The organism is Rhizobium sp. TH2 (assembly GCF_024707525.1).
GTDB lineage: Bacteria > Pseudomonadota > Alphaproteobacteria > Rhizobiales > Rhizobiaceae > Rhizobium_E.
In genome coordinates, this window is record NZ_CP062231.1 from 3,006,299 (window position 1) to 3,030,221 (window position 23,923).

A 23,923-nucleotide genomic window follows, 5' to 3' on the forward strand; every position below is an offset into this window, starting at 1 on the left:
CGCTATTCCGGCTCATGATTGTTCGCGGGGTGGTGGTCTGAGACCGGTTTGGCATCGTTGAAATGTGCCATGCGCAGCGCACGTGCTGCCGCCAGCTCTTCAGTCACCCTAAACCTCGCCACGCCGTGCCCGTAACGGGCTGTCCCTACCGCCATCCTGGTGAACTTCCCAAGGGAAGACCAAGACGGCATGTCCAATATCCTCAACGTAAAATGGACCATCATTCCGACCAATACCCCGCAACCATGGATCGCCTGCAGCGGATGCGGCGGGCCAAGACCCTTCAAATGCAGTGACAAGCTGAGGCTCAACGCCAATGGCCGGCGGCTCGACGCATGGCTGATCTACAAATGCACCGGTTGCGGCAAAACCTGGAACCGCACGCTCTTCGAACGCAGAAACGTGCGGGACATCGATCCCGCCACGCTCGAAGCACTGCAAGGCAACGATCCGAACTGGATTCGCGGCCATGCGTTCGATGTCGGCACGCTCGGCCGTCTTGTAAAACGCATCGATGTGTTCGCGGATTGCGGTATCGGCAAGTCGGTGGCACGCGACATCGAAGGATGGGACGTTCTTCACATCGGTCTCTCGGTGCCGTTCACCGCCAGTCCAAGACTGGACCGTATGCTGGCCAACGAACTCGGACTTTCGCGCAGCCGACTTCAGGCATTGCATGAGGCCTCGGCCTTGAGGATCGAACCGGATCGAAAACAGGCACTGAAACGGCCAGCCAGGGACGGATCGCGTATCGTACTCGATCTGCCGGACGCGGCCGAGCGTCTATCGATCGGCGAACGCGCCGCCGGCCGGTCAAAAGCCTCATAAAAGTGTCGCGAAAATGGAAACGACGCCCTACCCCATAGGGCGCCGCTCCTTCGCTGATCGCAAGTCCGAGAAGGCGCTACGAGGCCTTCTTGGTTCGCCAGCTATCGGCGTAATGCTCGCGAGCTTCCGCAGCGTAAGGCGTTGGTGACACCCGGACGCGGATTTCCTTCTGCTTGTGGCGTTCCGTCGAGGTCTTGCCGGAGCCGCCATTGGGTTCGCCCCAGACCAGCGTCAGCACATCGCCGACCTCGATATCGGCATCAACGACACCGAGCGACAGCATGCAGCGCTCATTGTAGGAATAGCCGTTGAACATCGACATGCCCACCTTCTTGCCGCCCTTGAGGATCAGGTCGGCGCTGGTCGAGGCGTAGTTCGGCTGCGGGAAATCGATCCACTTGTAGTGATCCTCGCCCGGCCGGAAGGCCGAGGCTATGACATCGACCACGTCCTCGGCATTCCACTCGAAGGTCACCTTCTTGCGATGCGTCTGGCCCTTCATCTTCTCGAGCGCGGCCTTGCCGATGAAATCATCCTTCTTCCAGCCGACATAGAAATCGTAGCCGAGCTCGAACGGATTGACGTAGTAGTCCTCGATATTGTCGGAGACAAAGCTGCCGCCGATCGCGCCCATCGCCTCATAGCTGTCGGCGCCGAGCCAGTCGCGATAGGCCGCGACCATGCCGTCGCCGGTATAAATGCCCGGCAGCGGCGATGGGATCCAGCCCGATTCCAGCGTGTTGGTCGAATAGGCGCGGCTGCCGCAACGGACGATGTCGACGCCTGCGGCCTTCGCCGCTTCAAGGATGCAGGACAGGATATAGCTCTTGTCCTCGTACGGTCCCCAGATTTCAAGGCCCGGTGCACCGGACATGCCGTGGCGCAGCGCCTTCACCTTCTTGGAGCCGACATTGATCTGATCGACATGGAAGAACTTGATGTCGGGGATCGGCCCGCCATTCATCTTCTCGAAGATCTTCGGCGCGTCCGGACCCTGGATCTGGTAGCGGTAATGGGTGCGGATGACCCGCTCGCCCTCGGGCCGCGACGGCGAGCGCGGATCGTATTTGAGCCGCACATTCCATTTGCCATAGGCGGCGCAGAACATCAGCCAGTTCGACGTCGGCGCCCGGCCGACGAGAACAAATTTGTCCTGCCGCTCGCGAAACACGATCTGGTCACCGATCACATGCCCGTTCGGCGTCACCGGCACGAAATGCTTGGCGCGGTTCAGGTCGAAATTCGAGAAGGAATTGATGCCGTGATAAGCAAGAAATTTCTCCGCATCAGGCCCTTCTACCGTGAGTTCGTCCATGTGGTGCGATTGATCAAAAAGCACCGCCGAATTCCGCCAGGCCGCCTGTTCATCGCGCCAGTTGGTGAACTCCCCCGCGACGACAGGGTATACATACATGCCGGTCTTGGAATTGCGCAGCATCTCCACGGCGCTGGAATTCTTGTTCAAGACATCCGTCAAGCTTGACATTGCCATCTGAGTTTCCTCCCTCTGGGCATTTCAATATGTATACATTGAACGCCGATTGCTGAAGGATTGCAAGCCAAAATTCGCCTGCCGGCCAGCTTCGAACGACAAAAAAGAAAGGGCGGCCAATGCCGCCCGTTGAAAGCTTCGCCGTCGCGGCGTCAGTGCCGGATGAATGCCAGCCCGCGAACCTTGGAAATCATCCCGGGATCCTCGGCCAGAATATATTCAAGATTGCGCCGCGCGGTGCGCGCATGTTCACGGGCGATCGCCTCGGCGCGGCTGCCCTCGCGGGCCGCTATAGCCGCGACCATCAGCCTATGCTGCTCCTGCGCGCCGCGCAGCGAACGCCGGAAACTGGCAATATCCGCCCTGTCGGGAAGAAAGGCCGAGGGTGAAGCGAAAGGCAGCGAACTCGCCCGCTCGACCTCGCGCCGGATCATCTCGCTGCCGGAGAGCGCCGCAAGCTGGTGATGGAAGCGTTCGTTGAGTTCCGAATAGGCGTCGAAATCCACCTCATCGAGCTTTTCGCCAAAACAGTCATCCAGCAATCTGACAGTTTCGCTAATCTTCTCAATCGCTTCCGTCTCGACACCGCGTTCGGCCGCCAGCCGCGCAGCCATGCCCTCCATCACGCCACGTAGCTCTATGGCATCGATCACGTCGGAAAAACCGAAGCGTCGCACCACGAAACCACCACTCGGCAAACGATCGAGCAGCCCCTCTTCGGTGAGCCGCGAAAGCGCCTCACGAACTGGCGTGCGGGAAATGTCGAGAAGCTCGGCCAGCGGCACCTCGAAGAGCCGGGTTCCGCCTTGCAACTCGCCGCTCAGGATTTTCTCGCGCAACTCGATCACGGCCCTTCGGCCATGCGTCGCGGTTTCACTCTGTTTCACCAACACCTCCAGGCGAGTCCCCATGCAGCACCAGGATATCAACTCCGGACCAATGGGTCACGCACGCATCGACCACCCTGCACTTGCCGTAGGATTGTATGCACGACTCTCACAATATCAAGAAAATGCCGAGCCACGTCCCACAAACGCACTCCAAGCCAGGATGTATACATTATAGCGCTACTCGTCCAACCGATCTGCAAGCACACGCGCCACGGTTTCCTCAAGTGTGCCGCTCTTCGAAACACCAGATGCACCCGTCCTATCCTGCACCTGCGCGATCTCGCGAGCGAGATTGCCGTTGAGTCCCAGGGCATCGAGGGTGGCGGCGCTTTCCTGCATCTCGGCCGCGCGACGCTTGCCATGGATCGTGGTCCGCTCGAACTGGTATTCGGCGAATTTCGGCCAGTCGAGACCGGGAAAGGAGCAGGAGAGCGATTTGAGAATCTCCTCGAAACACCCGGCGGCCTGCGCGGCCAGCAGCGTTTCCACCGTGATCGCCTCCAGCCCTTTGACGAACAGCGATCGCACCATCTTGATCGCAGTTGCCGCGCCAGGCGCCAAACCCGCGATCGAAACGGAAAAGCCGAGCGCTTCGAACTCCGGCAGCAACCTCTCCGCCGCATTCCCCGCGATCAAGACGGGCGTCTGATGCTTACGCGGATGGACCGGCGCCATCACGGCCATGTCGAGATAGGTCGCACCAACTGCCTCCACGGCGGCAGCGGTCTGCCGCTTGCGATCGGGCGAGACCGAGTTGATATCGATCAGTACCTGCCCCTGCCTGAGATGCGGCAGTAGCGGTTCGACCGCCAGCAGGCTCTGATCGGCGGTGACGGCGCTGAAGATCCACTCAGCTTCGGCTAGTGCCGCGATCGTGCCTGCCACCGCACCGCCGCGATTGTGGATAGCATCAGCCACCGCCTCGTCATCACGGTCTAGGAGAATGTCATAGGCGATGAACACCAGTCCCGACCGCGCCAGGCTTTCATGGAACGCCCGGGCCGCTTCGCCATAACCGAGGAAACCGATCTTCATCCCTCACCTCAACCGAAGACGCGGCCGTCGAACAGCTTGCGCGCTGTCCGCAGCACGGCCGCATTCGTGACCCCGCCGTCCTTTACCGTCACGATCACGCTCATTTCTCCCGTGGGATGTTCGACCGAGATCAACTTTTCGCCTCCTTCGGGAATTTTCGCGAGGTCTCGTGCCGGCCCCTCCGCCAATAGGCAGGCGGTCGCGACGCTAACCGCGCCCAGCACACCGATGGCGTCGTGGCATTTGTGCGGAATGAAGGTGCGGGTCGAGATCGCGCCACTGGCGCGGGCGGCCGAGACCATCGTCATCTTCGGAACGCTCTTTTTGGTGACATCGCCGAGATTCATCGTCGGCCCGGCCTTTAGGCGGATCGCCTCGAGTTTTTCGCGCAATCCGGCGTTCGCCTCCAGCGCCTCCGGCGTCTCCGTGCCTTCGATCCCGAGATCGGCAGCCCGCATCACCACACAAGGCATACCGTTGTCGATCAGAGTGCATTCCACGCCGTCGATCACATCGACGGCATTGCCCGTCGGCAGCAGCGCGCCGCAACTCGAGCCGGCTGTGTCGGCGAAGGTGATCGGCACGGGTGCCGATGTGCCTGGCACGCCGTCGATGCGCGCGACGCCCGAATAGGTCACCCGGCCACCCGGCGTCGAGACACGAGCCCTGGCCACCTGCCCGGTATTCTCCATGAATATCCGCACCTCCGTCTCGCCGGCCTTCGCCTTGATCAAATCACGTTCGATGGCGAAGGGACCGACACCGGCAAGGATATTGCCGCAATTCTGCGCGTCGGTGACGATGGGCTCATCGATGAAGACCTGCAGGAAGAGGTAATCCACATCGACATCTGGCCGCTCCGAGCGCTTGATCACAGCGACCTTCGAAGTCAGCGGATCGCCGCCGCCCATGCCATCGATTTGGCGCGGGTCGGGCGAGCCCATGACGCGGAGGAGGAAAGCATCGCGATCGGCGGGTAGGTCGCTAGCGAGGAAGTAGCCGCCCTTCGACGTGCCGCCCCGCATCCACATGCAGGGCACGCCCTCGTCAGGACCGACCAACTCGCCGTCAGACATATTTCAGCCCCTTCTCGGCGAGGCGTCCGCGCATGTCGTAGATGTCGAGGCCGAGCTCGCCAGCCGCCAACCGCTTGCGCTTGCCTTCTTCAGCCGCCACACGCGCCTCGGCTTTGTCGGCCACATCAGCCGCTTCCTCGCGCCGTACCACGCATACGCCGTCGTCATCGGCGACGATCACATCGCCCGGATTGACCAATGCGCCGGCGCAGACCACGGGCACATTGACGGAGCCGAGCGTCTCCTTGACCGTGCCTTGGGCGAAAATCGCCTTCGACCAGACCGGAAACTTCATCGCCGTCAGATCCGCCACGTCACGGACACCGGCATCGATCACCAGACCCCGGCAGCCGCGTGCCATGGCGGAGGTCGCGAGCAGGTCGCCGAAATAGCCGTCCTCGCAGGGGCTGGTCGGCGCGAGCAGCAGGATATCGCCATCCTTCAATTGCTCGATCGCCACATGAACCATCCAGTTGTCGCCCGGCGGAGCCGAGATGGTTACCGCGCTCGCTGCGATCCTCGCGCCGGGATAGATCGGTCGCATGTAGCTGGCGAGCAGCCCCTTGCGGCCCTGCGCCTCATGCACCGTCGCCACGCCGCAGCCAGCAAGGCGATCCACGATGGTCTGGTCCGCGCGCAGGACATTCTGGACCACGACACCCATCAGAGTTCATCCACCGGGCGCGGGAATACGGACTGAAATCCCTCGGCATGGGTCGATTTGCGTCCGCCAGATTGGCCACCGGAATTGCGCATGAAGTGATTGCCGCGGTTTTCCGCAACGTTCTTGTAATAATGCCAGAGGTGCTCCTGCCCCTCCATGCACTGGATGGCGGCCCATTTCTTCCCCCAGACGCTGGAGATGTCGAGGAAGACATCCGGTTTCCATTCCATCTGCTCGGTCTGGTGCGGTTCGAAGAGATAGAGTTGCGGCGCGCCGAGGATCTTCTCACCGGGATTATGCCCCCAGGCCTGGGCGATCATCCGTGCTTCGAGCGCCACCTGCGTCGCATACATATGGTCGGTATTGTAGGGATCCCACTTCGAATGCGAGAGCATGAAATCGGGCTGCACCTTGCGGATGACATCGACCAGCCGGTATTTCGCCTCGCGGTCGACTTCGAGCGGATAATCGCCGAGATCGAGGAACTGGATGTCATGGACGCCGAGCGCCTTGGCCGCATTCTCGGCCTCCTTTCGGCGCGAGGATTTCACCAGGTCGAGCGTCATGCCCGAGTTCTTCCACAGCTTGGCGCTCTCGCCGCGTTCGCCATAGGATAGGCAGACCACGGTGACCTCGTAGCCCTTCTCCGCATGCAACGCGATCGCGCCGGCGCAGCGCCAGACGAAATCCGCCGAATGCGCGCTGATCACCAATGCCGATTTTGCCATGGTTTCAATCCTTGCTTGCGACTGGCGGCGTGCCATGGGTATGGAATGTTTCGATCGTCTTGAGGCCCCACGCCTGCCCTCTCTTCCGCTCGGTTTCGGTCCAGGTGACGGTCGGCCAGTCAGGCCTGAGGATGAGCCGCGCCCCGGCATTGGCGAGTTCGACGCGATTGCCGGCGGGCTCCCAGACATAGAGGAAGAACGTGCCCTGGATGGCGTGCTTGTGCGGCCCTGTCTCGATATGCACGCCATTCTCAAGAAAGATATCGGCGGCGCGCAGAATGTCCTCGCGCTGGTCCACCGCATAGGTCACGTGATGGAACCGCCCCGGCGTGCCGGTATGGTCCTCGGAATAGGCGATATCGTAGGTCTTGTTGTTGACCGTGAACCAGCATCCACCGAGCCGGCCATTGTCGAGTTGAATCTGCTCCGTCACCCGGCTGCCGAGCGCCTTGGTGATGAAGTCGCGGATCGCGCTGACGTCCAATGCCAGCAGGTTGAGATGGTCGAGTCTGCGCGGGCTCGCTCCCCGCCCGTGATAGCGCTGGGCGATGTTCTTCAGCTTCGGCCGCTCCTCCGGCGGAGCTTCATAGACGTGTGTGTCGTAATAGAGCTCGAAAATATGCCCATCTGGATCGGTGAAGCGATAGGCGCGGCCATGCCCGGCATCGCCATCCACCCAGCCCATGCCGCAGCCCATCTCCTCGATCACCCTGACGCGCCGGGCGAGCGCCTCTGGCGACGACGTCCGGTATGCGACATGGCCGACGCCAGTCGTATGATGGCGCGTCAGTTTCAGCGTATGGAATTCGTAGTCGTCGAAGGCCCTGAGATAGGCGACGCCATCCTCGATCAGGCTCGCCGTCAGGCCATAGACGCGGGTGAAGAAATCGAGGCTATCCTCGAAGCGATCGGTATAAAGCTCGACATGGCCGAGATGCGCGACATCGAAGCAGGGCTCAGCCATGCCGGTGCTCCCGGAACCCCGACCCACACGTTGCTAATCCCGTCATAGTCGCCTCCCGCGATGGCGCAGCTTGGCCTGCGTCTTTGCGCCAACCTATGGCAATACGCGTCCGGTCGGCAATTTCGTTCTCCTGACGGAGCATAAGCTCAGGTTACAGACGAACGAAATCTACTTAGCTTTCCTCCAGATTGGAGGCTGCCAAGGCCTACTATGGTCGCGACAAAAATGTATTCCCCAGACGCCACAGAATTTGTGATTTGAGGCAAAAATGTCGCATACTGGCAATCGAGACATTGAAATCACCTCCAGAATGTATGCATTATTCGCATGTCACTAATGGAGGTATGTCGTGGCCTGGTTGAATTTCGCCGATAAATCCGGGGCGGAAACGCCTGAGCCATTGCTGTCCGACATGATCGACGGCTGGTCGATCGAGGTGATGCCGCGTACATCAGCCAAGATCGACAACTTCCGCGCCATCCTCCCCCAAGGCACCCGCGTCTATATCGCCCATATCGACGGCACGCCCATCGAAGACATGGTTGCGACTGCCGGGCGCCTGCATGCCGAAGGCTTCGCCGTCATGCCGCATATTCCGGCACGGAGCATTTCCAGCCGCCACGTTCTCGAGGATTGGCTGAAGCGCTACCAGGGCGAAGCTGACGTCAAGCAGGCGCTCCTGCTCGGCGGCGGCGTGACAACGCCGGCCGGCGAATTCGATAGCTCGATCCAGATGATCGAGACCGGCCTGTTCGACAAAATGGGCTTCACGCGACTGCACATCGCCGGCCACCCCGAAGGCAACAAGGATATCGATCGCGACGGCTCGAACCGCCTTGTCGATCAGGCGCTGCTCTGGAAGCAGGATTTCTCCACGCGCACCGATGCGAAGATGGCAATCGCCACACAGTTCGCCTTCGATGCGAAATCCGTGACTGCCTGGGCAGACCGCATCCAGGCCGCTGGCGTGACCATCCCGATCCATGTCGGCATTGCCGGTCCGACCAAGCTGCAGACACTGATCAAGTTCGCCATTTCATGCGGCGTCGGCCCATCGCTGAAGGTGCTGCAGAAGCGCGCCATGGACCTCAGCAAGCTGCTCGTGCCCTATGAGCCGACCGAGGTCGTCGCAGGTCTCTCGGAACATAAGGCCGCCAATCCGCACAGCCTGATCGAGCAATTGCACGTCTTCCCGCTCGGCGGTATCAACGCTGCAACCGAATGGATGCGCAAACACGGTTCCATCGAAGCCATGGCTGCGGTAGCCTGAGAGTGTGTCGCTCTCAGGAAACCCCGTGGTCCATCTGCCCAATCTGCGCCATTTAAGGTTGTTCATTGCCTTCGCCGACGGTGGTTCACTGACCGCCGCAGCGGAGGCTTTGGCCGTTACCCAGCCTGCGGCGTCCCAGGCGCTCCGAAGCCTCGAACAATCGCTGGATGCGACCCTGATTGATCGTGCCGGCATGGAAATGACCGGCGAAGGCAGAATAGTCCTCGACCGCTTCCGGCGTATCTTCGATTTTCTCAGGCAGGCAGCCGGCACATCGAAATCGGCAGCCGATCGGGTGGAAAGCCGGTTGGCTTGGCCGCATGTGAGATCCGTGGCGGCTTTTGCCGTGCATGGCAGTTTCAGCGCAGCGGCGCGGTCGCTCGATCAATCGGAGCCTGCCGTGCAGCGGGCCGCCCGCGAGGCAGAAGTGGTGGTCGGCACGCCGCTCTTCGAGGGTAAGGGCCGCGCCATCGACCTGACCCCGGCGGGCGCAGTTGCCGCGCGGCAGTTCAGCCTTGCGCTGGCGGAATTCGAAAGCGCGCGCATTCAGTTGATGGAGAGCCGCGACAGGTATGAAGGCCGGGTCTCGATCGGCACGCTGCCCCTCACCCGCACTTTCCTCGTGCCCGACGCCGTGGCGCTGCTGGCGGGCCGTTATCCGCAGGCGCAGTTCGAGATACTGGAAGGCAGCTATGACGCGCTGATCGGCGATCTCGAACGCGGCCGCATCGATATGCTGGTGGGCGCGCTGCGTGATGGTTTTTCGTCCAAGACCCTCCAGCAGGAACGCCTGTTCGACTATGAACTGAAGGTGGTGGGGCGCGCGGGCCATCCGCTGACTGGAAAGAAAGCGATAACGCCAAGTGATCTCGCGGAATTCTCCTGGGTCGTCGCGCGGCACGGCACCCCTTCGCGGCAGACATTCGATACGATGGCGGCTGGCTTTCCCAACGATCGCCCGGCACGGCGAAGCGTCGAGTCCGGATCTCTGAATGCGATACGCGGCGTGTTGCTGAAATCGGACCATCTTGCACTGCTGTCACTGCACCAGATGCGATACGATCTCGAGGCTGGCTTTCTTGCAGCTCTCGACTATCCGCTACCAACATCACGGCGTTCCGTAGGCCTCACGTTCCGCCGTCACTTCCTGCCGACGCGGCTGCAATCGGAATTTCTCACCACACTTCGCGAGGCGTCTGCTGACCTCTCGGAATGAAGCAAGCACTGCTGAATCGATCACTCAGGCAATCGTCTTAAGCGCCTAGCACGATTCAGAAATTCAGCACTGCTAACGTGCCCGCGTCTCCGATGGGCTCTCCTGGAACTGCGCGCGGTAGGCCCGTGAAAATGCCGACGCCGAGTTGAAACCGGTGCCCGCCGCGATGTCGGCGAAGGACGCATCCGTCTCGATGACGCGCCGGCGGGCCGCGTTCAATCTGAGCGCCAGGTAATGCACATGCGGCGATACGCCGAAGGATTTCTGGAACAGCGTCTGTAGATGCCGGGCGCTGATGCCAGTTCGGGCCGCGAGGCTTTGCAATACAAGGGGTCGGTCCACGGTGTCTTCCATCAGCTTCACCGCCTGATAAAGCCGTCGGTCGAGCATACCGACGCTGCTGGGCGCCGATGGCCGGATTTCGTCGCCACCGCCACCCCGCTCATAGAGGAACGAGCGCGAGACTTCGAGAGCCATGGAATAGCCCTGTCGACGGCGGATGACCTCCAGCATCATATCAAGCGTCGGCAGCGCGCCGCCCGACGTCATTCTGCGCCGATCGATGACGAAGCGTTCCTTGACCACATCGATCTCGGGATAACGGGTCGAAAAATCGTCCTGGTCCTCCCAGTGCACCGTGACCTTGTGATTGTCGAGCAGGCTTGCTTCCGCCATCAGCCAAGTGCCCGATTCGACGCCTACGATCATCGAGCGGTGTCGGGCGGTTCGTGACAGCGCCATTTTCACGGCAGTCGTGTTGCTGCGCCGCCAGTTGTAACTCGACACGACAAATAGAGGATTCCTCTCGTTTCCAAGCTTGAAAGCCCCATCGACGGGAACATGAATTCCGGCCGTGGTTTCCACCGGCTCGCCATCGAGACTGAGCAATCGCCAGCCATAAAGCGTGCGGCCCGCGATACGGTTTGCCGCGCGCAAGGGTTCGATCACCGAAGCGAGAAGGATCACCGTCGTTTCGGGAAATGCCAATATATCGATCTGGACTGGACCGTCGGTCGGGTCAAACATGCTCTCATCCAATATTTCCGATAATGTATAGGATGTTGCCGATAATGCAAAGCACGTAGGCGGACGTTGGCAGACACTGCGCCAACATTTCCCGAGGGAGGGTCTATCCAAATGCCGCTCAATATGAACCGCGACGTCTTCATCACCTGTGCCGTGACCGGCTCGGGCGACACTGCCGGCAAGTCGCCGCATGTGCCGCGCTCGCCCAAGGACATTGCGGCTTCCGCGATCGATGCCGCCAAGGCCGGCGCGGCAATCGTCCATTGTCACGTGCGCGATCCCGAGACCGGCGCGCCCTCGCGCCTCAATGCGCTCTACAGGGAACTCACCGACCGCATCCGCCAGGCCGACACCGACGTGGTGCTGAACCTGACCGCCGGCATGGGTGGCGACCTGATATTCGGCGATGTCGAGCAGCCCCTACCGCTGAAAGCAATCGGCACCGACATGGCCGGCGCCACCGAGCGCGTTTCCCACGTTGCAGAATGCCTGCCCGAGATCTGCACGCTCGATTGCGGCACAATGAACTTCTCCCTCGGCGACTATGTGATGACCAATACGCCATCGATGCTGCGCGCCATGGCCAAGAAGATGACCGACCTCGGCGTCCGCCCGGAAATCGAGGCCTTCGACACTGGCCATCTCTGGTTCGCCAAGCAACTGGTCGAGGAAGGCCTGATCGAGGATCCGGTGCTGGTCCAGCTCTGCATGGGCGTGCCCTGGGGCGCCCCTGACGACCTCAACACCTATATGGCCATGGTCAACAACGTGCCAGCCAACTGGACCTATTCCGCCTTCTCGATCGGCCGCAATGCCATGGCCTATCCGGCACTCGCCATCCTCGGCGGCGGCAATGTCCGCGTCGGCCTCGAAGACAATCTCTATGTCGGCAAGGGCCAGCTCGGCACCAATGCACAGCTCGTCGAAAAGGCCGTGCAGGTCGTCGAAGGCATGGGCGCCCGGATCATCGGACCAGATGAGGTCCGCAAGAAGCTGAAGCTGACGAAGCGCTGATCGGAGAAGTGGCAATGACCAAAATCAACAAGGCAGCCTGCATCGGCGGTGGCGTGATCGGTGGAGCCTGGGCGGCGCGTTTCGTGCTCGCCGGCATCGACACCAGGATGTTCGATCCGCATCCCGAAGCCGAGCGCATCGTCGGCGAAGTGATGGCCAATGCCGAGCGCGCCTACGGCCTGCTGACCACGGCACCGTTGCCCAAGAAGGGCAAGCTGACCTTCGTCAAGACCATCGAGGAAGCCGTCGAAGGTGCTGATTGGATTCAGGAAAGCGTGCCTGAGCGCGTCGATCTCAAGCGCAACGTGCTGACCCAGATCGATGCAGCCGCCGACCCCAAGGCGCTGATCGGCTCCTCGACCTCGGGCATCATGCCGACCGAACTTCAGCGCGACATGAAGCATCCCGAGCGCATGTTCGTCGCACACCCCTATAACCCGGTCTACCTGCTGCCGCTCGCCGAGCTGGTCGGCGGCGAGAAGACCTCGCCCGAAACACTCGAATTGGCCAAGGCCAGGCTGGCGCCGATCGGCATGAAGGGCGTCATTCTCAAGAAGGAAATCGAAGCCTTCGTCGGCGACCGCCTGCTCGAGGCAGTCTGGCGCGAAGGCCTGTGGCTGATCAAGGACGATATCTGCGACACCGAGACGCTCGACGACGTGATCCGTTATTCCTTCGGCATGCGCTGGGCGCAGATGGGCATGTTCGAGACCTACCGCATCGCCGGTGGCGAAGCCGGCATGCGCCACTTCATCGCCCAGTTCGGCCCCTGCCTCTCCTGGCCGTGGACCAAGCTGATGGACGTCGTCGATCTCGACGATGCACTGGTCGAGAAGATCGCCAACCAGTCGGACGCCCAGTCCGGCGCCTATGGCTTCCGCGAGCTCGAGCGCATCCGCGACGAGAACCTCGTCGGCATCATGCAGACCCTCAAGACCTCGAATGGCGGGCAAGGCTGGGGCGCCGGCAAGCTGCTCACCGAATTCGAAGCGCATCTCTGGAAGAGCGCGCCGAAGCCCGAGGCCAAGCCGAGTGCCGAGCCGATCAAGCTGCTTGAGATCAAGGTCCATCCGTCCTGGGTCGATTACAACGGCCACATGACCGAGTTCCGCTACAACCAGTGCTTTGCCGATGCTGCCGACTCGCTGCTCCGGATGGTCGGCGCCGATCTCGATTACGTCGCCGCCGGCCACAGCTACTACACGGTCGAGGCCCACAACCAGTGGCTCGACGAAGCCAAGCTCGGCGACGCGCTTTACGTCAAGGCCCAGATCCTGCCGACCGATGGCAAGAAGATCCACACCTTCATGTGGCTCCATCGCGCTTCCGACGATGCACTGCTGGCGACCTGCGAACACCTGATGCTGCATGTGTCCTCGAAGGAGGGCAAGTCGGTTCCGCCGCTTACGTCGGTCCTGGAAAAGCTTCAGCCGATGATCGCGGCACACGCCAGCCTGCCGCTTCCGGCGAGTGCCGGCCGGGTTGTGGGGCAGAAGAAGGCTTAGGTCGAGCAAGAATACCCCCCTCTGCCCTGCCGGGCATCTCCCCCTCAAGGGGGGAGATCGGCTGGATGGACCCGCCCGCCACTTATCGACGTGGCTGCGAATTGAGGGGTTAAATGGGATCCAATCTCCCCCCTTGAGGGGGAGATGCCCGGCAGGGCAGAGGGAGGTGCGCCGGATGGCGAACCTCCATAACCTCAGGAGGAAATCATGAATTTCGGATTGACCGAAGAACAGGACATGATCGTCAACACGGTACGGAGCTTCGTGGAAACCGAGCTCTACCCGCTGGAAGACGAGGTCGAACGTCAGGGCTTCGTGCCCAAGGAAGTGGGCCAGGAGATCGCCAAGAAGGTCAAGGATCTCGGCTTCTTCGGCTGCAACATGCCGGAGGATGTCGGGGGCGCAGGCCTCGATCACCTCACCTTCACGCTGGTCGAGCGCGAACTCGGCCGCGCCTCGATGGCGCTGACCGTCTTCTTCGGCCGCCCCTCCGGCATCCTGATGGGCTGCAACGAAGACCAGCGCGAGCGCTACCTGATCCCCGCCACCAAGGGCGAGAAGTTCGATGCGCTCGCCATGACCGAGCCGGGTGCCGGCTCCGACGTGCGCGGCATGAAATGCTTCGCCAAGCAGGACGGTTCGGACTGGATCGTCAACGGCACCAAGCACTTCATCAGCCATGCCAACATTGCGGATTTCGTCATCGTCTTCATCGCCACCGGCGAGGAAGAGACGCCACGCGGGCCGAAGAAGCTGATCACCTGCTTCCTAGTCGATCGCGGCACGCCCGGGTTTGAAATCCGCGATGGCTACAATTCGGTCTCCCATCGCGGCTACAAGAATTGCATCCTGAACTTCGACGACTGCCGCCTCTCCTCGGCCCAGATCCTCGGCGAACCGCACAAGGGTTTCGACCTCGCCAACGACTGGCTCTATGGCACGCGCCTGACGGTCGCCGCCAATTGCGTCGGCCGCGCTCGCCGCGTCTTCGACATGGCCGTGCCCTACGCCGCCGAGCGCAAGCAGTTCGGCAAGCCGATCGGCGCCAATCAGGGCGTTTCCTTCAAGCTCGCCGACATGATCACCGAGATCGACGCCGCCGACTGGCTGACGCTCGCTGGCGCCTGGCGCCTCGACCAGAAGCTCCCCGCCAACCGCGAGATCGCTTCGGCCAAGCTCTATGCATCCGAAATGCTGGCGCGCGTCACCGACGAGGCGATCCAGATTTTCGGCGGCATGGGCCTGATGGACGACCTGCCGCTCGCCCGCTTCTGGCGCGATGCCCGCGTCGAGCGCATCTGGGACGGCACATCGGAAATCCAGCGCCACATCATCAGCCGCGACCTGCTGCGTCCGTTCGGAGCGTAATGGCATGGTGAAGCAGCTCGCAGAAGGCGCCCTCTCCCGACTGATCCGACCGAAATCCATCGCCACTTTCGGCGGCAAGGAAGCCGGTCGCGTCGTCGAACAATGCAGGAAGATGGGCTATACCGGTGACATCTGGCCGGTCCACCCGACCAAGGACGAGGTGCACGGCTACAAATGCTACCGCTCCGTCGCCGACCTGCCTCATGCACCCGATGCCGCCTTCGTCGGTGTCAATCGCACGCTGACGATCGAGATCATGCGCCAGCTCTCCGAGCGCGGCGCGGGCGGCGCGATCTGCTACGCCTCGGGCTTTTCCGAAGCGGTCGCGGAACTCGCCGATGGCCATGACCTGCAGGCGCAGCTGGTCGAGGCCGCCGGCGACATGGCCGTGGTCGGCCCCAATTGCTACGGCTTCATCAACATGCTGGATGGTGCGCTGCTCTGGCCCGACCAGCACGGCATGATCCGCACCGAGCGCGGCGTTGCTGTCCTCACCCAGTCATCCAACATCGCCTGCAACGTCTCCATGCAGATGCGTGGCCTGCCGCTCGCCTATCTCATGACCGCCGGCAACCAGGCCCAGACCGGCCTTTCCGCGCTCGCCGTCGCCGCCCTCGAAGACCCGCGCGTCACCGCTGTCGGCCTGCATATCGAAGGCTTCGACGACATCGAGACGCTGGAACTGCTCGGCCGCCGCGCCCGCGAGTTGAAAAAACCGGTCGTCGCGCTCAAGATGGGCAAGTCGGAAGCCGCGCAGAAGGCCACCGTCTCCCACACCGCATCGCTTGCCGGCAATGACAAGGTCTCCGGCGCAGTGCTCGAACGTCTCGGCATCGGCCGCGTCAACTCGCTGCCGGAACTGCTTGAAACACTGAAGCTTTTGCATGTTTCGGGACCGTTGGAGACCAACGAGATTTCCTCGATGAGCTGCTCCGGCGGCGAAGCCTCGCTGATCGCCGACAGCGCCGTCGGCCGCAAGGTGGATTTCCGCGACTTGAAACCCGAACAGCTTCAGGTGCTCCGCGAAACGCTCGGCCAGATGGTGACGCTTTCGAACCCGCTCGACTACCACACCTTCGTTTGGGGCAATGGCGAGAAGCAGACCACCGCGTTTACGACGATGATGCAGGGCGACTATGCGCTAAACCTTATCATCCTAGATTTCCCGCGCTCGGATCGCTGCGACCCAGCCGACTGGATGACGACGGTCAATGCCATCATCGCGGCAAAGAAGGCCACAGGCGCCAATGCTGGTGTCGTCGCCTCAATGGGCGAGAACCTGCCTGAGGATGTTGCCTTCACGCTGGTCGCCAATGACGTCACGCCGTTTATGGGCATCGACGAGGCATTGGTCGCGGCCGAGACGGCGCATGCAATCCATAAGGCATGGTCGGCACCCGCCCCCGCGCCACTTCTGAAGGCCGACGCCTCCGAAGGTGAAGATGCGACGCTCAGCGAATACGAATCCAAGCAGGCGCTGATGCCGTTCGGCCTGCCGGTTCCCAAGGGCAAGCTGACGGCGACATCAGAGGAAGCCGCGAAGGCTGCCGCCGAGATCGGTTTTCCCGTCGCACTTAAAGGCTCCGGCGTGGCTCACAAGACCGAGGCCGGCGCCGTCAAGCTCAACCTCAAGTCCGAGGCCGACGTCATCGAAGCTGCGAAGGCCATGGCCGGTGTCGCCAAAGGTTTCCTCGTCGAGCAGATGGCCGCCAAGCCGGTGGCCGAACTGATCATCGGCGCGCTCCGCGATCCCGTCACGGGTCCCGTTCTCACCATCGGCGCCGGCGGTATCCTGGTCGAACTGATGGACGATTCCGCTGTTATCACCTTGCCGACGACCAAGGCGGATATCGAAAGGGCCATCGGCGGGCTGAAAATCACCAAGCTGCTGATAGGTTATCGCGGCCAGGCCAAGGGTGACATGGCGGCACTCATCGACGCGGTTTCCGCCGCTGCCGATTTCGTCATCGCCAACGCGGCGGATATCGAGGAGCTGGACATCAATCCGCTGATGGTGCTGCCTGAAGGCCAGGGCGTCGTCGCTGCGGATGCGTTGGTGCGGATCAGAAGATAGGAAACGAAGCAACACCATGGATGACACAGGTAACACCACCGTAGCCGTTACCAAGATCATCCTCCATAGCCCGGTCCGCGACCTGAGGGCCTTGCAAGACCTTGTGGAGACTTGGATCGTTCGCAAAATCTCGCTGGTCGCAGTGCATGGTGAAGGATGCGAGGCCCTGCACGACTTGCTCGATCAGTTGATTGTTGGCGATGACGGAAATGAAGACCGGTTCATTGTCACGACATGGCACGAAAATGAGCCGATCGAGGACGTAATCGAGTTCGTCGGCACCTTCGGCGATGAAGGCAGCATAGAACACGTGAGACTGTAAGGGAGACCAACATGACCGACGAACCGATCAAGACACGCCGCGAGGGCGGTATTCTCGAAGTCACCATCGACCGGCCGAAGGCCAATGCCATCGACCTGATCACATCGCGCATCATGGGCAAGATCTTCGCCGATTTCCGCGATGACGAGAGCCTGCGCGTCGCCATCATCACCGGCGCCGGCCCGAAATTCTTCTGCCCCGGCTGGGACCTGAAGGCGGCTGCCGCGGGAGATGCGGTCGATGGCGACTACGGCGTCGGTGGCTTCGGCGGCATGCAGGAACTGCGCGACCTCAACAAGCCTGTTATCGGGGCGATCAACGGCATCTGCTGCGGCGGCGGGCTTGAGATCGCGCTGTCCACGGACATGATCCTCGCCGCCGAACACGCGACCTTCGCGCTGCCGGAGATCCGGTCCGGCACGGTGGCCGACGCCGCCTCGATCAAGCTGCCGAAGCGCATCCCCTACCACATCGCAATGGACATGCTGTTCACCGGCCGTTGGCTCGACGCGACCGAGGCGCATCGCTGGGGCTTCGTCAACGAAATCCTGCCCGCCGACAAGCTGATGGACCGCGCCTGGGAACTCGCCCGCCTGCTCGAAAGCGGCCCGCCGCTGGTCTACGCCGCGATCAAGGAAGTCGTGCGCGAGGCCGAGGGCAACAAGTTCCAGGACACCATGAACAAAATCACCCGCCGGCAGTTGAAGACGGTCGATGTGCTCTATGGCAGCGAGGACAATCTCGAGGGTGCAAGGGCATTTGCGGAAAAGCGAGATCCGGTGTGGAAGGGGAAGTGAACTCAGAGCTGTTCGTTCGAACGCCCCAGTAACAACAATCCTTCAGCCAAGGCACGAAAGGCTTCGACCGCTTTTGGCAGCACGGCTTGCGGATCTTCGCTCGCTGCGACCCAGAGAGCAGCATTGAGCGCCGCACCACTGACCAGTCGCGCAGCCGCTTCCGCGTCAAGCGGCTTGATTATGCCTTTCGCCATGAGGCGCTCAAGAGCGCTTCTTGTCACTTGAAGACAACTGTTCTGGCTCGGCCATAGCGACGGGTCTCCCAGTACGGCCGGCCCGTCGAGAAGCACGATTCGTTGAACTTCCGGATCAAGCGCCATCTCGATATAGGCAGCGCCTTCTGCCAACAGGGCCTGCCATTCATCAGCCGCCCGTGCGCCGATGTCCTGGGCGCGCGACGCCATTTCCGTATCGATCTGATCGACAACCGCCGCCAGAAGCCCGCGCTTGTCGCCAAAATTCTTGTAAAGCGCACCTCGCGTCAGGCCGACACGGGCCGTCAGCTCGTCCATGGATGCCGCTGCGTAGCCACTTTCCGCAAACGCCTGCCGTCCAGCCCCAATGAGCTTGGCACGGTTTTCCCGCATCGTTTCGCTACGTGGTTTGACCATCAAATCCTCATTTTTCAGATACGGAACGTATTTGAACTTGACATGGCGAGATGCCAAAACTATTTCAGATACGCACCGTATATCAAATGGAGCGGTATTTGTGAAGTGCTGCTCCAAGGCAATCAATTCAATCAAAGTGAGAACACCATGACCCAACGAGAAGCAATCTTCCCCGCAAACCGGCATAGCCTCTATGAAGCGCACGGCTATTCCGCCGCCATCCGATCCGGCGATCTCCTGTTCGTGTCCGGACAAGTGGGCAGCCGCGAAGATGGAACGCCCGAGCCCGATTTCGAAAGCCAGGTCCGTCTGGCCTTCAGCAACCTGGAGGCTACGCTGAAAGCCGCTGGAGGCGGTTTCGACGATATCGTCGATGTGACCAGCTTCCACACCGACCCGGAAAACCAGTTCGCAACCCTGATGGCTGTGAAGCAGGAAGTTTTCAACACGAAGCCTTATCCCAACTGGACGGCGCTTGGCGTGAACTGGCTGGCGGGCTTCGATTTCGAGATCAAGGTCATCGCGCGCATTCCAGCGGCAGCTTGATTTTGCAACGGACAGCTTGCGTCCGCATTAATAATTTACTGTTAGGTGTCTCCGATGAGGTGCGCAATCGGAGCACGCAGAGATGCGGTCTACAATAGAGACGCTATTTGGAAGTGAGAGAAAAACGAGCCGGCTAGCCGATGCAATGATCGAACATCTCGTTCATCGCAATCATCGCAGGACACTGCCGAAATCTTTCTGGCTTTTCGTTTTCGCAGCAGTTGTCTATGCCTTGCAAAATGTCCCCTTCCTCGATGCAGCACTTATGATGCTGATGGCAATGTTTTGGCGGATCCTAACGGTCAACCTTGCCTTCATCGGCATCGTGATCGAGGCGGCGGCCGGCAAAGTAAACAAGGCATGGATAGCGTTGCCCATTTTATATTTCGGCGGCAACATTGTTCTGGCCACTGCAAGCCACATGGAGTTTTCCCGGCTTGAAAGAGAGATACTCGCCTATAACTCCGGAAAATCAGTAACCTTCGCGCTCGACGACAAGTTGTTGATCGAGCTAACGGCAGATACCAACCCCGTGCCTCACTGGCTGGTCAGCCGATATGACATCGCGGCCGTCTACTCGCGTTTTGGCAGCAAAGAAGACAGGCCCATTACTGCTACCCGTGTCGGTGCCGGAGAGCTTTGCAAAAGGCTTAATAGCGCAAAGAACGAGGAGGTAAGGGTAACACCCGTATACGAGGCGCAGCCCTTCAAGCTCGGCTAGAAACAGCGAAATAACGTTGTCCGTGCCATGTGCATCTACGATGAGCCGAATAATCTGCGGCAACCGACGGTCAAGGTGCATTTCGGCGAGAAAGTGGAACAAGGGGGCTTCCTACTGCCGACCGTAACGCAAAGCATAGTCATAACATCGAAAACCGGCGAAACCATCCAATTGGCCACCGCCAAGGCATTGCCTCTTAATTGGATACCGTTGCCGATCTTTGGATGTATGCGCGGGCCGGGCGATCCCGTGCGGCATTGCTGGGGCGATTCACTTCGCTTTATCTATAGGGCGACCCAAGGTGCGAATGGAGAGCCAACTAGCCTCGTTGCCAAGGCTCTCGGTCTCCGATACGCCCCGGCAAGCTCACGACGAGACCAAATTCTGGCAAGTCAGCAAACGGATGAAATTCGGATCTCAGGTAACGAAAGGCCCCTCGCCGAACCTCGCACCCTCATGCTCCCCGAGCTTCGGGGAAGGCTTGGCCAATGACAACGGCGTTTCCGAAAACGTGATCGGCGTCCGTATCCCCGGCACGCCATCAGCCGTGATCTTCATGCCGCGATGCACGAACTGCGGATCCTCGAACACATCGGCAACCGAATTGATCGGCCCGGCCGGCACGCCGGCCTTTTCCAGCGCAGCAAGCAAGTCGTCGCGCTGCCACATCCTGGTCTTCGCTTCCATCGTCTCGGTCACCAGTGCCCGGTTGGCCACGCGCGCCGGATTGGTCTTGAAGCGATCGTCCGCAGCCATCTCTGGCAGTCCGAGAATTTCAGCTAGCCGGCCGAACTGGCTGTCATTGCCGCAGGCGACGATCAGATGACCGTCGGCGACGGCAAAAGTCTGGTAGGGCGAGATATTCGGATGTGCATTGCCCAGCCGCTTCGGCACATTGCCTGAGGCGAGGAAGTTCATCGCCTGGTTGGCCAGCACGCCGGTCATGCAGTCCAAGAGCGCCATGTCGATATGCTGGCCCTGACCCGATTTCTGCCGTGCGATCAGCGCGGCCTGGATGGCGACCACGGAATAGACGCCAGTGAAGATATCGGCGAAGGCAACACCGATCTTCTGCGGCTCGCGCTCCGGCTCGCCGGTCAGGTCCATGATGCCGCTCATGCCCTGGATCATGAAATCGTAGCCGGCGCGCGGCGCATAGGGCCCGTCCTGGCCGAAGCCGGTGATCGAGCAATAGATCAGGCGCGGATTGACTGCCTTCAGGCTCTCATAGTCGAGGCCGTATTTCTTCAAGCCACCGACCTTGAAGTTCTCGATCAGCACGTCGGCCTCGCGGGCGAGATCAAGCACCAGTGCCCTGCCCTCGTCGGTCGTGAAATCGGCGGTGACAGAGCGCTTGCCGCGATTGGCGGCGTGGAAATATGCGGCGGTCTTCTCGCCTTCGCGCTCGATATAGGGCGGACCCCAGCGGCGGGTATCGTCGCCCTCGGGGCTCTCGACCTTGATCACGTCCGCACCGAGATCGGCCAATGTCTGGCCGCACCACGGACCCGCGAGGATGCGGGCCAATTCCAGCACCTTGATGCCCTTGAGCGGCGCGTCCATCAGAAGAACGCCTGGATGCCGGTCTGCGCGCGACCGAGGATCAGCGCATGGACGTCATGCGTGCCCTCATAGGTGTTGACCGTTTCGAGGTTCTGCGAATGCCGCATCACGTGGTAGCCGATCTGGATGCCGTTGCCGCCATGCATGTCGCGGGCCTGACGCGCGATATCGAGCGCCTTGCCGCAATTGTTGCGCTTGACGAGCGAGATCATCTCGGGCGCAAAGCGGTGCTCGTCCATCAGCCGGCCGACGCGGAGCGAGCCCTGCAGCCCGAGCGCGATCTCGGTCTGCATATCGGCCAGCTTCTTCTGGTAAAGCTGGGTGCCGGCCAACGGCTTGTTGAACTGCTTGCGGTCGAGGCCGTATTGGCGAGCACGATGCCAGCAATCCTCCGCCGCGCCCATGACACCCCAGGAAATGCCGTAACGGGCGCGGTTGAGGCAACCGAAGGGACCCTTTAGGCCCGAGACGTTCGGAAGCAGGGCATCCTCGCCGACTTCGACGCCTTCCATGACGATTTCGCCGGTGATCGAAGCACGCAGCGATAGCTTGCCGCCGATCTTCGGCGCCGACAGGCCCTTCATGCCCTTTTCCAGAATGAAGCCTCGGATCTCGTTGTCATGCGCCTCGGATTTCGCCCAGACGACAAAGACGTCGGCGATCGGCGAATTGGAAATCCACATCTTGGAACCACGCAGGCGGTAGCCACCCGTAATCTTCTCGGCGCGTGTCTTCATGCCGCCGGGATCGGAGCCGGCATCCGGCTCGGTCAGGCCGAAGCAGCCGATCAGGTCGCCCGAAACGAGGCCCGGCAGGTACTTCTTGTGTTGTTCCGGCGAGCCATAGGCATGGATGGGATGGATGACCAGCGAGGACTGCACGCTCATCATCGATCGATAGCCGGAATCGACGCGCTCCACTTCTCGCGCAACGAGGCCGTAGGCGACGTAGTTGGCATTGGCCGCGCCGAATTCCTCCGGTAGCGTCACGCCAAGCAGTCCCGCCTGCCCCATCAGCTTGAACATGGCGGGATCGGTCTTCTCCTCGAGATAGGCGTCCTCCACGCGCGGCAGGAGTTCGGCCTTGGCGAAGGCGGCCGCCGAATCTCGGATCATGCGCTCGTCGTCGCTCAACTGATCTTCGATAAGAAAGGGGTCGTCCCAGACGAAGGATGCCGCGGCCATGGTTTGCTCCTGAGTTTTTATCGTCCGCAACATGCATCAGGATCGCCCGGAGTACAAACCATGTTTACTAATCACGTTATGAGCTTTACTCATAGTCCATGAAGCCAACCCAGCGACGTCTCCTCCCCTCCACATCAGCGCTCGCCGCCTTCGATGCCGTGGCCCGCACCGGCAGTTTCAGCGCGGCCGCATCCATGTTGCACCTCACGCAGGGGGCGATAAGCCGTCACGTTTCGCTGCTCGAGGAGCAGCTTGGCGTGACGCTGCTTGAACGGACCGGACGCGGCGCGCGGCTGACGGAGAAAGGCAAGGCCTATGCCGAGGGTGTTTCGGAGGTCCTTGCAAAAATCCGTTCCCTGTCGCTGGTGGCGATGTCCGGCTCGGAGGAAACTCGGCTGCGGCTCGCGATCCTCCCCACATTTGGCACTCGTTGGCTGATGCCCCGCATCCCGGATTTCGTGCAGAAGAATCCCGAGATCACCATCAGTTTCGCGACCCGTATCGGGCAGTTCGATTTTCGCGCTGAGAATATCGATGTGGCCGTCCATGTCGGCCGACGGGACTGGCCGGACGCCGATTGCAAATTCCTGATGGGCGAGACGGTGGTGCCGGTTTGCAGCCCGGACTTTCGGGAGGGACACCCCATTGCCGCCGCTGCCGATCTGCTGGGCATGCCGCTTCTCGAAATGGTATCTCGCCCCGGCGCCTGGCGGCATTGGTTCTCGACGCTCGACATATCAGAGCAGCACCGCGAAGGCATGGTGTTCGAACAATTCTCGAACGTGACCCAAGCTTGCATCGCGGGGCTTGGCGTCGCATTGATGCCAATTTTCCTCATAGAGAGCGAGTTGGCGACAGGAAAACTGGTACGCGCCTTCGATTGGGCGATCGAGAGCGAGAGTGCCTATTACCTCGTCCGGCCGCGTCACAAGCTGGATTTTCCGCCAGCGGTCAGGTTCGCCGGCTGGCTGGAGGATCAGATTGCCCGGTTCAAACAGCCGTAATCCTCACCGACTTCCGACATAAGCC

At 61.2% G+C, this 23,923-nt stretch carries 23 protein-coding genes; 12 read left to right on the forward strand and 11 right to left on the reverse strand.

Features of this window, described 5'->3' with window-relative positions; translation table 11 throughout:
• Nucleotides 1-189 precede the first annotated feature (189 nt).
• A complete protein-coding gene (locus IHQ71_RS14920; protein WP_258157252.1) occupies nucleotides 190-828 on the forward strand; it encodes a DUF1062 domain-containing protein in 639 nt (212 codons plus the stop codon).
• 76 nt (nucleotides 829-904) lie between these two features.
• Here the strand turns inward: IHQ71_RS14920 and IHQ71_RS14925 are convergent, their stop codons facing one another.
• The 7 genes from IHQ71_RS14925 to IHQ71_RS14955 form a co-directional block, all read right to left on the reverse strand.
• The gene (locus IHQ71_RS14925) at nucleotides 905-2,320 is read right to left on the reverse strand and encodes an aminomethyltransferase family protein (protein ID WP_258157253.1); all 1,416 of its coding nucleotides are present in this window, start codon (nucleotides 2,318-2,320) and stop codon (nucleotides 905-907) included.
• A gap of 152 nt (nucleotides 2,321-2,472) precedes the next feature.
• Nucleotides 2,473-3,207, reverse strand: a complete 735-nt coding sequence (locus IHQ71_RS14930) for a GntR family transcriptional regulator (RefSeq protein ID WP_258157254.1) — start codon at nucleotides 3,205-3,207, stop codon at nucleotides 2,473-2,475.
• Between the two features lie 180 nt (nucleotides 3,208-3,387).
• The gene (locus IHQ71_RS14935) at nucleotides 3,388-4,245 is read right to left on the reverse strand and encodes an NAD(P)-dependent oxidoreductase (protein ID WP_258157255.1); all 858 of its coding nucleotides are present in this window, start codon (nucleotides 4,243-4,245) and stop codon (nucleotides 3,388-3,390) included.
• Nucleotides 4,246-4,253: 8 nt separating this feature from the next.
• On the reverse strand, nucleotides 4,254-5,321 hold the full coding sequence (locus tag IHQ71_RS14940) for a 4-oxalomesaconate tautomerase (protein WP_258157256.1): 1,068 nt from the start codon (nucleotides 5,319-5,321) through the stop codon (nucleotides 4,254-4,256).
• Complete coding sequence (locus IHQ71_RS14945; RefSeq protein WP_258157257.1) at nucleotides 5,314-5,985, reverse strand: 4-carboxy-4-hydroxy-2-oxoadipate aldolase/oxaloacetate decarboxylase; 672 nt, start codon at nucleotides 5,983-5,985, stop codon at nucleotides 5,314-5,316. Before IHQ71_RS14945 ends, IHQ71_RS14940 begins: the two co-directional genes overlap by 8 nt.
• A complete protein-coding gene (locus IHQ71_RS14950) occupies nucleotides 5,985-6,713 on the reverse strand; it encodes a PIG-L deacetylase family protein (protein ID WP_258157258.1) in 729 nt (242 codons plus the stop codon). Before IHQ71_RS14950 ends, IHQ71_RS14945 begins: the two co-directional genes overlap by 1 nt.
• Nucleotides 6,714-6,717: 4 nt before the next feature.
• Nucleotides 6,718-7,677, reverse strand: coding sequence for a VOC family protein (locus IHQ71_RS14955; RefSeq protein WP_258157259.1), 960 nt, complete (start codon nucleotides 7,675-7,677; stop codon nucleotides 6,718-6,720).
• Nucleotides 7,678-8,026: 349 nt separating this feature from the next.
• On the opposite strand from IHQ71_RS14955, the gene IHQ71_RS14960 reads away from it, so the two are divergent.
• Entirely contained in the window at nucleotides 8,027-8,947 is a 921-nt protein-coding gene (locus IHQ71_RS14960) for a methylenetetrahydrofolate reductase (RefSeq protein ID WP_258157260.1), read from the forward strand.
• Between the two features lie 25 nt (nucleotides 8,948-8,972).
• Nucleotides 8,973-10,163, forward strand: a complete 1,191-nt coding sequence (locus IHQ71_RS14965; RefSeq protein ID WP_258157261.1) for a LysR substrate-binding domain-containing protein — start codon at nucleotides 8,973-8,975, stop codon at nucleotides 10,161-10,163.
• Nucleotides 10,164-10,235: 72 nt separating this feature from the next.
• Here the strand turns inward: IHQ71_RS14965 and IHQ71_RS14970 are convergent, their stop codons facing one another.
• Nucleotides 10,236-11,189, reverse strand: a complete 954-nt coding sequence (locus IHQ71_RS14970; RefSeq protein ID WP_258157262.1) for a GlxA family transcriptional regulator — start codon at nucleotides 11,187-11,189, stop codon at nucleotides 10,236-10,238.
• Between the two features lie 111 nt (nucleotides 11,190-11,300).
• On the opposite strand from IHQ71_RS14970, the gene IHQ71_RS14975 reads away from it, so the two are divergent.
• The 6 genes from IHQ71_RS14975 to IHQ71_RS15000 all read left to right on the forward strand — a co-directional run bounded on the left by IHQ71_RS14975 (nucleotide 11,301) and on the right by IHQ71_RS15000 (nucleotide 18,269).
• Nucleotides 11,301-12,203 (forward strand): 3-keto-5-aminohexanoate cleavage protein, encoded by a 903-nt coding sequence (locus IHQ71_RS14975; protein WP_258157263.1) that lies wholly within the window; start codon nucleotides 11,301-11,303, stop codon nucleotides 12,201-12,203.
• A gap of 14 nt (nucleotides 12,204-12,217) precedes the next feature.
• Nucleotides 12,218-13,708: a carnitine 3-dehydrogenase gene (locus tag IHQ71_RS14980; protein ID WP_258157264.1), complete on the forward strand. Its 1,491-nt coding sequence runs from the start codon at nucleotides 12,218-12,220 to the stop codon at nucleotides 13,706-13,708.
• Nucleotides 13,709-13,915: 207 nt separating this feature from the next.
• A complete protein-coding gene (locus IHQ71_RS14985; protein ID WP_258157265.1) occupies nucleotides 13,916-15,076 on the forward strand; it encodes an acyl-CoA dehydrogenase family protein in 1,161 nt (386 codons plus the stop codon).
• Nucleotides 15,077-15,080: 4 nt separating this feature from the next.
• Nucleotides 15,081-17,150, forward strand: a complete 2,070-nt coding sequence (locus IHQ71_RS14990) for an acetate--CoA ligase family protein (protein WP_258157266.1) — start codon at nucleotides 15,081-15,083, stop codon at nucleotides 17,148-17,150.
• A gap of 16 nt (nucleotides 17,151-17,166) precedes the next feature.
• Nucleotides 17,167-17,472 (forward strand): hypothetical protein, encoded by a 306-nt coding sequence (locus IHQ71_RS14995; RefSeq protein ID WP_258157267.1) that lies wholly within the window; start codon nucleotides 17,167-17,169, stop codon nucleotides 17,470-17,472.
• Between the two features lie 11 nt (nucleotides 17,473-17,483).
• Nucleotides 17,484-18,269 (forward strand): carnitinyl-CoA dehydratase, encoded by a 786-nt coding sequence (locus tag IHQ71_RS15000; protein ID WP_258157268.1) that lies wholly within the window; start codon nucleotides 17,484-17,486, stop codon nucleotides 18,267-18,269.
• Between the two features lie 2 nt (nucleotides 18,270-18,271).
• On the opposite strand, the gene IHQ71_RS15005 is transcribed toward IHQ71_RS15000, so the two are convergent.
• A complete protein-coding gene (locus IHQ71_RS15005) occupies nucleotides 18,272-18,880 on the reverse strand; it encodes a TetR/AcrR family transcriptional regulator (protein ID WP_374990027.1) in 609 nt (202 codons plus the stop codon).
• Between the two features lie 147 nt (nucleotides 18,881-19,027).
• Between IHQ71_RS15005 and IHQ71_RS15010 the strand changes: the two genes are divergently transcribed.
• A complete protein-coding gene (locus IHQ71_RS15010) occupies nucleotides 19,028-19,426 on the forward strand; it encodes a RidA family protein (RefSeq protein WP_258157269.1) in 399 nt (132 codons plus the stop codon).
• 145 nt (nucleotides 19,427-19,571) lie between these two features.
• On the forward strand, nucleotides 19,572-20,147 hold the full coding sequence (locus tag IHQ71_RS15015) for a hypothetical protein (RefSeq protein WP_258157270.1): 576 nt from the start codon (nucleotides 19,572-19,574) through the stop codon (nucleotides 20,145-20,147).
• 417 nt (nucleotides 20,148-20,564) lie between these two features.
• Here the strand turns inward: IHQ71_RS15015 and IHQ71_RS15020 are convergent, their stop codons facing one another.
• Both IHQ71_RS15020 and IHQ71_RS15025 read right to left on the reverse strand, forming a co-directional pair.
• The gene (locus tag IHQ71_RS15020) at nucleotides 20,565-21,710 is read right to left on the reverse strand and encodes a CaiB/BaiF CoA transferase family protein (RefSeq protein WP_374989859.1); all 1,146 of its coding nucleotides are present in this window, start codon (nucleotides 21,708-21,710) and stop codon (nucleotides 20,565-20,567) included.
• Complete coding sequence (locus IHQ71_RS15025; protein ID WP_258157271.1) at nucleotides 21,710-22,894, reverse strand: acyl-CoA dehydrogenase; 1,185 nt, start codon at nucleotides 22,892-22,894, stop codon at nucleotides 21,710-21,712. The genes IHQ71_RS15020 and IHQ71_RS15025 overlap by 1 nt, the downstream gene beginning before the upstream one ends.
• A gap of 98 nt (nucleotides 22,895-22,992) precedes the next feature.
• Between IHQ71_RS15025 and IHQ71_RS15030 the strand changes: the two genes are divergently transcribed.
• Nucleotides 22,993-23,898: a LysR family transcriptional regulator gene (locus IHQ71_RS15030; protein WP_258157272.1), complete on the forward strand. Its 906-nt coding sequence runs from the start codon at nucleotides 22,993-22,995 to the stop codon at nucleotides 23,896-23,898.
• Nucleotides 23,899-23,923 lie beyond the last annotated feature (25 nt).